General features: G+C 73.5%; 12 protein-coding genes. 6 read left to right on the forward strand and 6 right to left on the reverse strand.

The window, feature by feature from the left end; all coding sequences use genetic code 11:
• Positions 1–3: 3 nt before the first annotated feature.
• The 3 genes from IO20_RS0120410 to IO20_RS0120420 are packed head-to-tail and all read right to left on the reverse strand — an operon-like array spanning position 4 to position 2172.
• A complete protein-coding gene (locus IO20_RS0120410; RefSeq protein WP_030552602.1) occupies positions 4–1062 on the reverse strand; it encodes an ArsO family NAD(P)H-dependent flavin-containing monooxygenase in 1059 nt (352 codons plus the stop codon).
• The gene (locus IO20_RS0120415) at positions 1059–1829 is read right to left on the reverse strand and encodes an aquaporin (protein WP_030552604.1); all 771 of its coding nucleotides are present in this window, start codon (positions 1827–1829) and stop codon (positions 1059–1061) included. Before IO20_RS0120415 ends, IO20_RS0120410 begins: the two co-directional genes overlap by 4 nt.
• A 34-nt stretch (positions 1830–1863) precedes the next feature.
• Entirely contained in the window at positions 1864–2172 is a 309-nt protein-coding gene (locus IO20_RS0120420; RefSeq protein WP_030552606.1) for an ArsR/SmtB family transcription factor, read from the reverse strand.
• Positions 2173–2258: 86 nt separating this feature from the next.
• Between IO20_RS0120420 and IO20_RS0120425 the strand changes: the two genes are divergently transcribed.
• The 3 genes from IO20_RS0120425 (at position 2259) to IO20_RS0120435 (ending at position 5652) form a co-directional block, all read left to right on the forward strand.
• Entirely contained in the window at positions 2259–2675 is a 417-nt protein-coding gene (locus IO20_RS0120425; RefSeq protein WP_030552608.1) for an arsenate reductase ArsC, read from the forward strand.
• A 5-nt stretch (positions 2676–2680) separates the two neighbouring features.
• Complete coding sequence (trxB, locus tag IO20_RS0120430; RefSeq protein WP_030552609.1) at positions 2681–3664, forward strand: thioredoxin-disulfide reductase; 984 nt, start codon at positions 2681–2683, stop codon at positions 3662–3664.
• 323 nt (positions 3665–3987) lie between these two features.
• Positions 3988–5652: an alpha/beta hydrolase gene (locus tag IO20_RS0120435; RefSeq protein ID WP_030552610.1), complete on the forward strand. Its 1665-nt coding sequence runs from the start codon at positions 3988–3990 to the stop codon at positions 5650–5652.
• Between the two features lie 43 nt (positions 5653–5695).
• Here IO20_RS0120435 and IO20_RS0120440 read toward each other — a convergent pair whose 3' ends face one another.
• The 3 genes from IO20_RS0120440 to IO20_RS0120450 all read right to left on the reverse strand — a co-directional run bounded on the left by IO20_RS0120440 (position 5696) and on the right by IO20_RS0120450 (position 10801).
• The gene (locus tag IO20_RS0120440) at positions 5696–7123 is read right to left on the reverse strand and encodes a wax ester/triacylglycerol synthase family O-acyltransferase (protein WP_245684988.1); all 1428 of its coding nucleotides are present in this window, start codon (positions 7121–7123) and stop codon (positions 5696–5698) included.
• Between the two features lie 218 nt (positions 7124–7341).
• Positions 7342–9321, reverse strand: coding sequence for a SpoIIE family protein phosphatase (locus IO20_RS0120445; protein ID WP_397792341.1), 1980 nt, complete (start codon positions 9319–9321; stop codon positions 7342–7344).
• A 163-nt stretch (positions 9322–9484) separates the two neighbouring features.
• Positions 9485–10801, reverse strand: coding sequence for a DUF6777 domain-containing protein (locus IO20_RS0120450; RefSeq protein WP_245684989.1), 1317 nt, complete (start codon positions 10799–10801; stop codon positions 9485–9487).
• A 209-nt stretch (positions 10802–11010) separates the two neighbouring features.
• On the opposite strand from IO20_RS0120450, the gene IO20_RS0120455 reads away from it, so the two are divergent.
• From IO20_RS0120455 to IO20_RS0120465, 3 genes are read left to right on the forward strand one after another with little or no spacing between them, the layout of a single operon-like run.
• The gene (locus tag IO20_RS0120455) at positions 11011–11928 is read left to right on the forward strand and encodes a YndJ family protein (protein ID WP_245684994.1); all 918 of its coding nucleotides are present in this window, start codon (positions 11011–11013) and stop codon (positions 11926–11928) included.
• Positions 11925–12476: a DUF1990 domain-containing protein gene (locus IO20_RS0120460; RefSeq protein ID WP_030552617.1), complete on the forward strand. Its 552-nt coding sequence runs from the start codon at positions 11925–11927 to the stop codon at positions 12474–12476. Before IO20_RS0120455 ends, IO20_RS0120460 begins: the two co-directional genes overlap by 4 nt.
• 30 nt (positions 12477–12506) lie before the next feature.
• Entirely contained in the window at positions 12507–13934 is a 1428-nt protein-coding gene (locus IO20_RS0120465) for a lipase maturation factor family protein (protein ID WP_030552619.1), read from the forward strand.
• Positions 13935–13941 lie beyond the last annotated feature (7 nt).

The following is a 13941-nucleotide window of genomic DNA, read 5'->3' on the forward strand; positions in this document are numbered from 1 at the left end:
GCTCTAGCCGTGGAGGAGCCGGGCGATCTCCCGGGCGGCTTCGCGGGCGGGGCGGCCGACGCCGATGAGCGTGGCGGAGGCGGGGCCCGTCCAGTCTCCGTAACCGAGCAGGTGGAGCCGGGGCTCGCCGACGGCGCGCGTACCGGCCGTGGGGACGTGGCCGCGCGGGCCGCGCAGGCCGAGCGGCGCCAGATGCGAGAGGGCGGGCCGGAAGCCGGTGCACCAGACGATGGTGTCGGCGTCCGCGCGGTTGCCGTCATCCCATTCCACGCCGGTCGCGGTGAGCCGGGCGAACATCGGCTGGGCCTTGAGCCGTCCCGCGTCCCGGGCCTCGCGCACGGGCGGTACGGCGACGATGTCACCGAGGGACGCCACCCCGCCGTTGTCCGTACGGCCTTCGTCGAGGGCACGGCGACGGGCGGTGGCGTGGTCGAACAGGGCCCGGCCGTCGATGTCGTCGGCGAGGTAGCGGGGTTCGCGGAGGGTGACCCACGTGAGGTCGGTGTCGTACGCGAGGTCGGCGGCGATCTGGGCGCCGGAGTTCCCGCCGCCGACGACGATCACACGTTCCCCCGCGAGGTCGGCGGGACGCCCGTACTCGACGGTGTGGAGCTGGCGGCCCCTGAACTCGCTCCGGCCGGGCACGGCGGGGACGAAGGGCCGCCACCAGGTGCCGGTCGCGCTGATGACCGTACGCGCCCGCCAGGTTCCGGCGTCGGCCTCGACGCGCAGGAACTCCCCGTCCCTGTGGACCGCTTCGACGCGGACGGGCCGGACGACGGGAAGCTCGTACCGCTGCTCGTAGTCGGTGAGGTACGAGACGACGTGCGAGGCGTCCGGGTACGTCTCCCCCGGCTGCGGCGGCATGAGCCGCCCCGGCAGGGAGGAGTAGGCGGCCGGTGAGAACAGGTGCAGGGAGTCCCAGGTGTGCCGCCAGGCGCCGCCCGGAGCGGACTGCGCGTCGAGGACGACGAAGTCGAGGCCGAGGCGGCGCAGGTGATAGCCGGCGGCGAGCCCGGCCTGGCCGCCGCCGATCACCACCACGTCCGCGGTCCGTGTCATCCGGCGGTCGTCCTGCCCCGCGGGAAGATGACCGCGACCAGGGCCAGGCCCAGGACCGCGCCGACCAGCTGCATGCCGATGAACCCCGGGACGGAGGCGGGGGCGATGCCGGCGAAGGTGTCGGTGAAGGCGCGGCCGATGGTCACCGCCGGGTTCGCGAACGAGGTCGACGAGGCGAACCAGTAAGCGGCGCCGATGTACGAGGCGACGGCGACGGGTGCGAAACGGAGCCGGTCGGTGCGCGCGAGCCCGAAGATCAGCAGGATCAGACCGGCGGTCGCCACGACCTCGCCGAGGAGCAGGTTCCCGGCCGAGCGGTCGTGCGTGGACCACTTCACCAGCGGCTCGCCGAACATCGCGTCCGCCAGTACCGCGCCCGCGACGGCGCCGACGACCTGCGACGGGACGTACACCGCGAGCTCGCGCCCGGTGACGCCACCGCCGCCGTGACGGGCGGTCCACCACTCGGCGAGGGTGACCGCCGGGTTGAAGTGCGCGCCGGAGACCGGGCCGAGGAGGACGATCAGGACGCCGAGGCCGAAGACGGTGGCCGTGGAGTTGGCAAGCAGCTGCAGCGCCACGTCGTCGGTGAGCTGGGTGGCCTGGATGCCGGAGCCCACGACGATCGCCACGAGGGCGGCGGTGCCGACGAGCTCGGCGGCCGCTCGCGCGACGAGCGGGGTACGGGGCGGGGTGGCGCCGGGGGCGGGCCGCGGCGACGTGTCGGCGGCTATGGCGTCGCTCGCTGCGGGCTCGGTGGCGGTCACGGGCGGGATCTCCTCGGGCAGGTGGGGCGAGAGGCTACGGACAGGCTCTCTTGGTGTCGGCGTTGGCGCGCGCGGCCTCGGCGAGGGCGGCGAACTGCCCGGCCAGGGCTTCGATGACGTCCGGCTTGAGCCGGTAGTACGTGAACCGACCGCAGGGCTCGGTCTCGACGACCCCGGCCTCGCGCAGCACTCTCAGGTGATTGGAGAGGTTGGTCTGCCTGGCACCGGTCTCCTCCACGAGGTGGGTGGTGCACAGCGTCTCGCGGGCGAGCAGGGTCACGATCTGGAGGCGCAGGGGGTCACCCAGAACCCGGATCAGATCAGTATCGACTGACGTCATCATGGACTGATACTGTCACATCACCCCGAGCTGATACCAGCCCGGGCTGACGTCTTCGACGCGCCGTCCCTGCCTCCGAGGAAGACCCGATGACTGCTCCGCTCGCCTCCGTGCTCTTCGTCTGCGTCCACAACGCCGGCCGCTCCCAGATGGCCGCCGGCTTCCTCAGCCACCTCGCGGGCGACCGCATCGAGGTCCGCTCCGCCGGTTCCGTCCCGGGTGACCAGGTCAACCCGTCCGCGGTCGAGGCGATGAGGGAGGTCGGCGTCGACATCTCCGCCCAGAAGCCGAAGGTCCTCACGACCGAGGCCGTCCAGGCGTCCGACTACGTCATCACCATGGGCTGCGGGGACGCCTGCCCGATCTTCCCCGGCAAGAAGTACCTCGACTGGGCGCTCGAAGACCCGGCCGGCCAGGGCGTCGAGGCCGTCCGCCCCATCCGCGACGAGATCAAGGGCCTCATCGAGGGCCTCATCGCCGAGATCGACGCGAAGCAGGAGGCGTGACCTCGGTGACCGAGCCGACCGCGACCACCGGTGACGACGTCCGCGAGGTCATCGTCATAGGCTCCGGCCCCGCCGGATACACCGCCGCCCTCTACACCGCCCGAGCCCAGCTCAAGCCCCTGCTCTTCGGCAGCTCGATCTTCGTCGGCGGCTCGCTGACCACGACGACCGAGGTCGAGAACTTCCCCGGCTTCCCCGAGGGTGTCGACGGGCCGGTCCTCATGGAGAACATGCGGGCCCAGGCCGAACGCTTCGGCGCCGAGATGATCGACGACGACATCGTCTCCGTCGACCTGACCGGCGAGATCAAGGAAGTCACCGACTCCGAGGGCACCGTCCACCGGGCGAAGGCCGTGATCGTCGCGACCGGCTCCGGCTACCGCAAGCTCGGTCTTCCCAACGAGGACGAGCTGTCCGGGCGCGGTGTGTCCTGGTGCGCCACGTGCGACGGGTTCTTCTTCCGCGACCGCGACATCGTCGTGGTCGGCGGCGGCGACACCGCCATGGAGGAGGCCACCTTCCTCACCCGCTTCGCCAGGTCGGTCACCGTCGTGCACCGCCGCTCCGCCCTGCGCGCCTCCAAGGTCATGCAGAACCGCGCGTTCGCCGACGACAAGATCTCCTTCGCCTTCGACAGCGAGATCGCCGAGATCACGTCCGAGAACGGCCTGCTCGGCGGCGTCGTCCTGCGCGACACCGTCACCGGCGAGAGCCGCCCGCTGGACGTCACCGGTCTGTTCATCGCCATCGGCCACGACCCGCGCACCGAACTCTTCACCGGCCAGATCGACCTGGACGACGAGGGCTACATCAAGGTCGAGGCGCCCTCCACCCGTACGAACGTCCCCGGCGTCTTCGCGGCGGGCGACGTCGTCGACCACACCTACCGCCAGGCCATCACCGCCGCCGGCACCGGCGCGGCGGCGGCCCTGGACGCGGAGCGCTACCTCGCCACCGTCGCCGACAGGGCAGAGGCCGCGAGGGTCTGACCGCCTGGGTCAGGGGGTCCCGGGTCACGGGGTCGGCGCCGGATTCCTGAGCACCTCCGTCAGGGCGGAGATGCTCTGGTCCCCGTAGCCGGCCTCGACGGCCCGCTTAGCAGGTCATGGAAGGGCTTGACCCATTCCGTGTCGAGGTTCGCCTCCCTGCCGAGTTCCTCGGCTGGCGATGACGGCCGGATGTGGCCCTGACGCGACCCGACGCGGGGCCCTGTGTGCTGCCCCCAGCACCCTGCGGCCGGTTGCGCGGCCTCAGCAAATCCTCAGCATCCGCGCGTGATCCTTCCCTGGACCGACCACCGTGGGAGTACCTCGTGATCACCGCCCCCACCCGCCGCCGTCAGGCCCTCCTCCTCGCCCTCGCCGTGCTCGGCACCGCCTCCCTGGCGGCCTGCACGGCCGGCCCCGGCTCGGACGGAAACCGGCCGAGGTCCTCGGCCGTCCCGGCCGACCCCGCCGCCCGCCCCGACCTCGGACGCTTCTACGGCCAGAAGCTCACCTGGCGGCCCTGCGGCGCGTACCGGTGTGCCGCGCTCACCGTCCCCATGGACTACTCCCGCCCCGGCGACGGCAGGACGTTCGTGCTGCCGGTGGCGAAGGCGGTTACCGCCGCCCCGGGGAAGCGCGTCGGTTCGCTCGTCCTCAACCCCGGCGGCCCCGGGGAGCGCGGGGTGCGGCTGATCAAGGACGGCGTCGCCGACGACCTGGGGCGGGGCGTACGCGAACGGTTCGACGTCGTGTCCTTCGACCCGCGCGGGGTCGGGGAGAGCAAGCCGGCCCTGACCTGCCGCACCGAAGAGCCGACCGAGCGCGCCGAACCGACCGGCGGGGAGCCCCAGGGCACACCGCTCCATCCTCGAACGGACGCCGAACGCGCCGACGTGCTCGCCGACGCGCGGACGACGGCCGCCGACTGCCGGAAGGCCAGTGGTGCGCTGCTGCCGCACGTCGGCACAGACGACGCGGCCCGGGACCTGGACGTGCTGCGGGCGGCGCTCGGCGAGCGGAGGCTGACGTACGTCGGCTGGTCGTACGGCACCAGTCTGGGCACCTCGTACGCCGAGCAGTTCCCGCGCCGCGTACGGGCGATGGTCCTGGACGGGGCGGTCGACCCGTCCCTCGACTGGCGGCAGCGCATGCTCGGCCAGGCGACCGGGTTCCGGAAGGCGGTGGAGGAGTACGCCGAGTCCTGCGCCGCCACGATCGGCGCCGCGTGCCCCGGCGCGACGCTCGAGGAGATACGCGCGCTGATCGACCGGCTCCTCGAGCGGACGCAGCGGGAACCGCTGGCGGTCGACGACTCCGCGTCCGGTCTCGACGCCGCGGGCCTCGTCTCCGCGCTGAGCCTGTCCATGTACACGCCGGAGGACCAGTGGGCGGACCTGTCCGAGGCCCTGCGCGCGGCGGACGACGGTGACGGGACGAGACTGGCGGGCCTGACGACGGGCGGGGAGGAGTCCCCTGACCCCGAAGCTGAGGCTGAGGCTGAGGTGGAGGCTGAGGGTGAGGCTGAGGGTGAGGCTGGATCCGAGGCAGGCTCCGAAGACGAGGCGGACGTCCCCGAGGACAACCGCGACGCCGCCCTCATCGCGATCAACTGCCTCGACGTCCCCCATCCGCATGACGCGCAGGCCTACTGGGATGCCCTGGCCCCCGCCGAGAAGGCCGCGGGCGTCTACGGCACGACCGGGGTGACGAACGAGCTGGTCTGCCGTGACTGGCCCACCGGTCGCGGGCGCCCGCACCGGGTGAGCGCCCCCGGGGTCCCGTCGGTCCTCGTCGTGGGCACGGCGGGCGACCCCGCGACCCCGTACGGGGAGGCGGTGAGCCTGGCGCGCCAGTTCCCCGACGGCATGCTGCTGACGTTCGACTCCACCGGTCACACCGGGTACGGCCGCAACGCCTGCGTCGACCGGCAGGTCGAGGAGTACCTGATCTCGCTCACGAGGGTCCGGCCGGGCACGACGTGCACGGCATGACGGCCGGGCTCCCGCCGTACACGAGGCCGTCAGGGCGTCATGATCACGCGGTCAGGGTCATGAGGTCAGGGCTCTCCTGCAGGTCGTCAGGGTTCTCCGGCGGGTCGTCAGGGGTTTCCGGCGGGTCGAGAAGGTCCAGTTCGGCCGTGAGAGCGGCGGCCAGCGCGTCGAGGTCGGGGACGGCCTCGCCGTCGGCGACGAGGCCGATGTGGACCTGCCCGCCGTACGGGGACATGGCGACGGCGAGGGACTGGCCGCGGGCGAGCGGGGCCATGGGGAACAGCGCGCGGAGCGGGGCGCCGCCGAGGGAGAGCGCGGAACGGGGCAGCGGCACCTGGGTGACGAGCAGGTCGAAGAGGAGCCGGGCGGCGCCGGAGGCCAGCGGGGCGCCGAAACGGTGGGCGAGCGGGTGCAGCCGGTCGGCGAGCAGGGCGACGGCACCGGCGCCCCGGAAGGGCCCGGCGGCCTTGTTGCGGTCCATACCGTGCCGGACGGAGGCAAGCCGCGCGGCCGGATCGGGCTCGGTGACGGGCAGGTCGACGAGGTAGCCGGAGAGGCTGTTGCCGGGGCCGGGCGGAGCGCCGGGGCGGCGGCGCGACACGGGGACCAGGGCCCGGGGGTCGGTCCCCGGGAGGGGGAGACCGCGTCCTTCGAACCAGCGGCGGAGGGCTCCGGCGACCACCGCGAGGAGGACGTCGTTGGCGGTTCCGCCGGTGCCGCGGCGGACCCGGTGGACGCGGTCGAGGGACAGGGTCACGGTGGCGACGCGGCGGGTCCCGCTGGACTCGGCGGCGAGTGCGGTGTCCGGGCCGTCGAGGCGGCCGACGCGCAGGACGGAGGATCCGACCACGGAGGCGCCGACCTCGACGGCCCTGCCGAGATCGCCGAGCCGCTCCCTGGCGATGCCGAGGAGCCGTCCGGGACCGGGGAGCCAGGAACCCGGCGGTACGGGGCGGGGCCGGCGAGCGGGGCGGCGGCCCGCGGCGATCTCGTCGAAGATCCCGGCGCCGATGGCGACGGCCCGCATGCCGTCGGCGAGGGCGTGGTGGAGTTTGACGAGCACGGCGAAGGAGCCGTCCGGGGCGCCACTCAGCAGGTACATCTCCCACGGCGGAAGGCCGCGGGCGACCGGGCGCTCCATGAGCTCGGCGGCGAGCCGCGCGGTCTCTGCGGGGAAGTCGGCGCCGGGGAGGGTGATCTCGTGCACGTGGCGGTGCACGTCGAAGTCCGGGTCCGCGCTCCAGGCGGCGCCGCCGACGGGGAGGAGGACGTCGCGGACGCGCATCCGGAGCCGGGGGACGGCGGCGGCACGGCGGGCGAGCAGGTCCAGGAGGTCCAGGGGTTCCCGGCCGGGTGTTCCGTCCGGGGGGACGGGGCCGAAGTGGGCGAGCGCTCCGAGGTGCAGGGGGTGGGCGGTGGATTCCAGGTGCCAGAAGGCCAGGTCAAGCGGTGCCAGTAGCTCGCTGCTCACGGGTGTGTCCTCACGTCCTGCGCGGAAGAGGCGATGGAGGCGGTGGAACGAAGTCAATCGCGTACCGACAGTTACGGTCAAGTACGATCAGTTCACGCTCAGTTAACATCGCCCACCCGCGGGCTCGGCCACGAGGGTGAGCTCCGGCTCGAAGAGCTCCGGCTCGAAGAGCTCCGGCTCGAAGAGTTCTGGTTCGCAGAGCTCCTGGATGGAGGATCTCAGTTCTCGACGGTGAACTCGCACCACACGCACTTGCCGCCGCCCCTCGACTCGACGCCCCACACGTCCGAGAGCTGGTCGACCAGGAAGAGACCCCGTCCGGAGACGCCCGCCTCCCCCGCCTCCCGGCGCCGGGGCAGGGCGCTGGACCGGTCCTCCACCTCCACCCGAAGCCGCCGTTCGGCCCCGCCGAGGACCCGCAGGGTCACGATCGCGCCGCCGTCCGTGTGCATCAGCGCGTTGGTCATCAGTTCGTCGGCGACCAGCTCGATCTCGTCCGCGCGTTCCCCGGCCCCCCAGGCCCGTACGGCCGCCCTGATCATGTGCCGGGCCGAGCTCAGCGCCTCCGGGTCGTTCTGGGCCACGTGCTGCCGGAACCGGCCGGCCCCCTGGGCGGCGGCCGCGCCCTGGCGGCGCAGCAGCAGGATCGCGACGTCGTCCTCGCCACCGCGGTCGGCGACGACGTCGCACAGAAGGTCGGCGAGCTCCTGGAGGTCGGCGGGTCCGCGCCGGACGAGGGCGGAGAGCCACTGGAGGCCCTCGTCGAGGTCGGCGCCGGGCTTCTCGACCAGACCGTCGGTGTAGAGCATCAGGGTCTGTCCTGGGTCCAGCTCCATGGTGGTCACCGGGTAGTCGAGCCGGCCGAACTCCGCGGAGAGGCCGAGCGGCAGCCCGCCCTCCACCGGCAGTCTGCGGCTGCGGCCGTCGGCCTCCCTGAGCAGCGGGTCGACGTGGCCGGCCCGTACCACCTGGACGACCCCGGTGGCGAGGTCGACCTCCGCGTAGGTGCAGGTCGCGAAGCGCTCGGTGTCCAGCTCGTGCAGGAAGACGGAGGCGCGGGCCATCACCGTGGCCGGGGTGTGGCCCTCGGCGGCGTACGCGCGCAGCACGATCCGCAGCTGGCCCATGACGGCCGCCGCGTGGGTGTCGTGCCCCTGTACGTCGCCGATGACCGCGCCGACCCGTCCTCCGGGCAGCGGGATGATGTCGTACCAGTCGCCGCCGATGTCCCGGCCGAGTCGGGCCGAGCGGTAGCGCACGGCGGTCTGGGCGCCGGGCACGTCGGGGATCCGGCGCGGCAGCATGGCCTGCTGGAGCCCCTCTGCGAGGTCGTGCTCCTGCTCGTAGAGCATGGCCCGCTGGAGGCTCTGGGCGATGCTGCTGCCGAGGGCGACGAGCAGGGTCCGCTCGTCCTCGCTGAATCCGGTCTTGTCGCTGTAGAGCAGGCCGAGGGCACCGATGGGCCGGGCCTGGGCGATGAGCGGCAGGTAGGCGGCGGCGGTGATGCCGAGCCCGCTGATGTGCGGCCAGAGGACCGGGAAGGAGTCGGCGAAGTCACGGGCCGAGTCGATGAACCGCGGGCGCAGGGTGCGGATCACCTCGCTCATCGGGTACGGCTCGTCCACCCGGGTGAAACGGGTGCCCGGCACGAACGCGCCGTCCGGGCCCTCCGCGACGAGATGGATGCGGCCGGCTTCGAGGAGGCCCATGACGAGGCTGGCGGCGCCGAAGTGTTCGAGCGCGTGGGAGTCGTTGAGCAGGTCGATGACGTCCTGCACGGTCCGCGCGTACGCGAGGGCCGCCGTGGTGCCCTCGACGACGCCGGCCCGCTTGCGCCGACCTTCGTCGAGGCCGAGCCGGGCGGCGGACTCGGTGAGCTCGTGGGTGGCGTCGCGCAGGACGCCGACGATCCGCACCGGGCGGCCCGCGTCGTCGCGGTGGACGATGCCCTGGGTGTGGGTCCACTGGTGCCGGCCGTCGCGGCGGCGGATGCGGAAGTACGCGCCGTACTGCTCGCTGCCCTCCTTGAGGGCCTGGGCGACGAGGGTGTCGAGGCGGCGGCCCTCGTCCGGCAGGACCCGTGAGCCGAGGGACTCGGGGCGGCCGTCGTACTCCGCGCGGTCCATGTCGAAGACTTCGAGGGCGGCGTCGTCCATGACCATCGTGCCGGCGACGAGGTCCCAGTCGAAGCCGCCCATCCGGAAGGCGGATCCGTAGTCGGCCAGGATCCCGGCGCCCGCGTCCCGCCCCTCCGGCGCGCCGCGGAGCCGCTCGGCCGCCTCCCCGCCACCGCCCCCGCTGCCCGCGTTCATGGGGCCACGCTAGGCGCAGCCCCGCCCGTGCGCACCATGAAGATCCGTTTCACCCTTCGAAGGTCTCCGGCTGTTCCGGGACCGGTCCGGCCGGGAAGAGCTCCTCGTCCGGCAGCTCGCCGTCCGGGACGGGGGGCTGCTCGCCCGGCGGCTCGGCGTTCGGGTCGCCGAAGGGGTCGGGGAAGGGCTCCGTACTCGGATCGGCGTACGGGTCGGCGTACGGGTCCGGGTACGGCTCCGTCTCGGGGTCCGGCTCCGCGTACGGGTCGTCGGGGTTCGGGTACGGGTCGGGATCGGCGTCCGGGCCGGGGTCCGTAGGGGTGGGTCCGGTGTCCGTGCCGCCGGTTGCGGAGGCGTCGGGGCTGACGGGGCTCTCCGGCACCGAGGGGACGGGGGGCGACGGGACCCGTGAGCCCGTGTCGGGGGAGGCGGGATCCGGGGACGCGGGCCGGTCGGGGGCGCTGGGGTCGGGCGTGCCGGCGTCGGTCAGGGCGCATTCGTCCGGGTCGCAGTCCGGTTCCACGGCGGGCTTGCGGTCCTTGTCGCCGTCGCTCCCGGTGAGCCGTTCGATCCAGCTGCGGTCCGCGGCGTTCACGATGACCAGGCTGGTGACGACCGTGGTGGTCGGCCGGACGACGATCACCCGGTCGGGGTCGAAGTCGTCCCAGGGGTCGCCCTGGTGGACGCCGTCCGTGGTCGCGACCGGCGTGCGGAGCGGGTTGCCGCAGGCGCAGCGGACGCGGGGGGAGCCGTACTGGTCGACGAGGACCGCCGTACCGGTTTGGAGGACGGACTGGAAGGCGTTGGCCCGGCCCTCGCGGTAGCCGTGGTTGGTAACCCGTACGTCCGCGCGCAGGACGACCGGGGTCAGCCCGCGCAGCCAGTCGGCGACGTTGGTCTCGGGGATGCCGGCGGCCTCGGCGAAGGCCCGTGTCCTGTCCTGGTCGGCGGCGAGGAAGGAGACCTGTTGGTCGACGTCGCAGCTGCCCTCCGCGCGCGTGCCGCCGTACAGGCCGGGGGCGGAGCCGGTGACCTCGCGGGCGTGCTCGGCGGCGGGGTCGGGCTCGCGCTTCCGGGTCGGCGGCCCGGTCGTGCGGGCGGTGGATTCGGTGAAGGGGTCGGGGCCCTGGGCCGCGAACGGCTGCAGAAGGATGTCCTGGGCGTCGGCCGCGGCAGGCTGGGCGCCGCCACGCGACCCCTCCCAGGCCGACGAGCAGCCCGCGAGCAGCAGGGAGGCGGCGAACGCCGCGAGCGCGGAGCGGGTCGCACCGCGCGGAATCGCGCGGGGGGCGGTGGAGGTCGCACGGCGTGGGGTCGCGTGGGGAGCGGTGGAAGTCCGCCGCGTCCGGCTGGGGGCTGAGCGCACCTGGTTCTCCCGCTTTCTCTCCCCCGGGCCACGGCGCCCGGTTCCGGCCAGTCCCTCATGTCTGTCGCAGCCCGGGGGGCGCCGCAAGCGGAGGGCGGCCGACCGGGTCCCGCGTAGCCACCCCCGCGCTTGAACACGTTCAAGAAAGCCCCTAGGCTCCATCCCGTGAGTTGAACGCGTTCAATCGGGGATGGTGGCACATGACCGCACTGTCGGTCCTGGTGGGATCGGTCGTCACGATCGGCATGTTCTGGGTGGTGCCCACGGGCCTCGCGCTCCTCGACGGCCCCCGGCCGCCCGGGTGGGACCGGCTCCGCCGCGCCTGGCCGCTGTTCGCCGCCCCCGGGGCGCTCTCCCTCTGGCTGCCCCGCTCGGGACTCTCGACCACGCTCGCCGCCGTGTACGCCCTCGCCACGCTGGCCCTCGCGCTGCAGGCGCCCGCCCGGCTGTTCCTCACCCGCTCGCTCCGGCCGGGCGAGGTGGCCGTGCTCACCGCCCTGGCCGCGCCCTCCGTCGCCGGTGTCGCGCTCGTCGCCGAACGGGCCTCGTACCCGCTCCTCGGCTTCGACCTGGACATCCTGGCCCTGACCGTGCCGCACTTCCACTTCGCGGGCTTCGCCGCCGCCCTGGTCGCCGGACTCCTCTGCCGCGTCCACGACGCCCCCGCCGCCCGCTTCGCCGCGCTCAGCGTCCCGGCCGGCACCGCGCTCGTCCTGCTCGGCTACTTCGTCGACGACTGGGCCGAACTCGCCGGGGCCGTCGTCCTGACGGCCGGCATGACGGCGGTCGCCGTCCTGACCCTGCGCGAGCGCCGTGCCGCGACGGCCGACCGCGTCACCCGCGGCCTGCTCGCCGTCTCGGCCCTCGTCCTCTTCGTCACCATGCTCCTCGCCCTGAGCTGGGCACTCGGCGAGGCGACCGGACTCCCCCACCTCGACCTCACCTGGACGGCCGCGACACATGGCCTGGGCAACGCCCTCGGCTTCACCGTCTGCGCGCTGCTCGCCCGCCGCCGCCTCGCGTCGGACCGCGCCGCGGCCCCCACTCCGGCCCCCAGGCCGACTCCCGCGACCTCCGCACCGACTCCCGACCCCGCGGCCCACCCCCGAACGGAGCTTCCGGCATGACCCGTCTGACGAGCAGCCTGTCCCGGCGCGAGCGCCCGCGCCCCGCCCTCACCTACCCCGAGGTCGGCGCCACCCGCACCCCGGCACACCTCCCCGAGGGCTACCACCACCTCCGGCACACCACGGCCGTCGGTCACGGCCGCGCCGACTTCGAGGCCGCGGGCGCCGCCGTCACCACCTGGCGGATGCACCGCGCCACCGGGGCGGGCGTCCTCGCCGACGCCGGCCGCGCGGAGCCCGGCGTCACCGTCGAGGTGTCGGCGGGCATCGGGCCGCTCAGGCTCGGCGTCCCCTGCTCGGTGATCTGGACGGCGTACGAGGAACAGCGCACCGGCTTCGCGTACGGCACCCTCACCGGGCATCCCGAGTGCGGCGAGGAGTCCTTCATCGTCGACCTGGACCCCGACGGCACCGTCCGGTTCACGGTCACCGCGTTCAGCCGCCCCGCCGCCTGGTACACCCGGCTCGGCGGCCCCCTGATCCCCCTGCTCCAGCGGGCGTACGCCGGTCACCTGGGCCGGGCCCTGCGGCGCCTCGTCAGTGAGTGAGCGGGGGGACGGGGGCCGATACTGGAAGCGATGGAGTGGTTCACCGCACCCGACCACTGGCTGAGCCGGATCGTCTTCCAGCGGGGGCTCGCCGGGCTCTACTGCGTCGCGTTCCTCTCCGCGGCGCTCCAGTTCCGGGCGCTGATCGGGGAGCGCGGCATGCTCCCCGTACCGGAGTACGTGCGCGTGACCCGGCCCCGCCACACCCCCTCGCTCTTCCACTGGCACTACTCCGACCGCCTCTTCGCGACCGTGGCCTGGGCCGGCGCCGCGCTCGCCCTCGCGATGGTGGCGGGCGCCGGGGACGCGGTGCCGCTGCCGGTGTCGATGCTGCTGTGGCTGCTGCTCTGGGGGATGTACCTGTCGATCGTGAACGTGGGCCAGACCTGGTATTCCTTCGGCTGGGAGTCGCTGCTCCTGGAGACCGGCTTCCTGGCGGTCTTCCTCGGCAACGACGACACGGGACCGCCGATCCTCATCCTGTACCTGCTGATCTGGCTGCTCTTCCGGGTCGAGTTCGGCGCCGGGCTCATCAAGATCCGCGGCGATCCCTGCTGGCGGAACCTGACCTGCCTCTACCACCATCACGAGACCCAGCCGATGCCCGGCCCTCTCAGCTGGTTCTTCCACCACCTCCCCCGCCCGCTGCACCGGGTGGAGGCCGCGGCCAACCACGTCGTCCAGCTGGTCGTGCCGTTCCTGCTGTTCGCCCCGCAGCCGGTCGCCACGATCGCGGCCGGTCTGATGATCGCCACGCAGCTGTGGCTGGTGCTCTCGGGGAACTTCGCCTGGCTGAACTGGATCACCATCGTGATCGCCGTCTCCGCCGTGGACGCCTCCCCGCTCACCGGCGACCATCCGCAGCCCGATCCGCCGCTCTGGTACGTGGCCCTGGTCGTCGCGGTGACCGCGTTCGTCCTGGTACGGAGCTACCGCCCCGCGCGCAACCTGCTCTCCCGACACCAGGCCATGAACCGCTCGTACGACCCGTTCCACCTGGTCAACACGTACGGGGCGTTCGGCACGGTCGGCCGGATCAGGGACGAGATCATCGTCGAGGGCACCGAGGACCCGGTGCCGCACGCGGGAACGGTGTGGCGCGAGTACGGCTTCAAGGGCAAGCCCGGGGATCCACGCAGGACGCCCCGCCAGTTCGCCCCGTACCATCTGCGGCTCGACTGGCTGATGTGGTTCGCGGCGCTCAGCCCCGGGTACGCGCGCGCGTGGTTCGGCCCGTTCGTCGAGCGGCTGCTCGACGGCGACCGGGACACCCTGAAGCTGCTCGCCCACAACCCGTTCCCGGACAAGCCGCCCACCCTCGTCCGCGCCCGGCTGTACCGCTACCGGTACACGACCTGGCGCGAACTCCGCGCCACCGGGGCCTGGTGGCACCGGACCCTGATCCGGGAGTACCTGCCGCCGACCCGGCTGCGGGAACCCGCGCAGGGACCGCGCTGAACGCCCC

The sequence above is a fragment of the Streptomyces exfoliatus genome, assembly GCF_000725545.1.
GTDB lineage: Bacteria > Actinomycetota > Actinomycetes > Streptomycetales > Streptomycetaceae > Streptomyces > Streptomyces exfoliatus.

Bases quoted from the DNA above. Each gene is read 5' to 3' on its own strand.
- IO20_RS0120410 (WP_030552602.1), bottom strand. From the start codon at position 1,062: ATGACACGGACCGCGGACGTGGTGGTGATCGGCGGCGGCCAGGCCGGG.
- IO20_RS0120420 (WP_030552606.1), bottom strand. From the start codon at position 2,172: ATGATGACGTCAGTCGATACTGATCTGATCCGGGTTCTGGGTGACCCC.
- IO20_RS0120425 (WP_030552608.1), top strand. From the start codon at position 2,259: ATGACTGCTCCGCTCGCCTCCGTGCTCTTCGTCTGCGTCCACAACGCC.
- IO20_RS0120445 (WP_397792341.1), bottom strand. From the start codon at position 9,321: ATGGGCGGCTTCGACTGGGACCTCGTCGCCGGCACGATGGTCATGGAC.
- IO20_RS0120460 (WP_030552617.1), top strand. From the start codon at position 11,925: ATGACCCGTCTGACGAGCAGCCTGTCCCGGCGCGAGCGCCCGCGCCCC.
- IO20_RS0120465 (WP_030552619.1), top strand. From the start codon at position 12,507: ATGGAGTGGTTCACCGCACCCGACCACTGGCTGAGCCGGATCGTCTTC.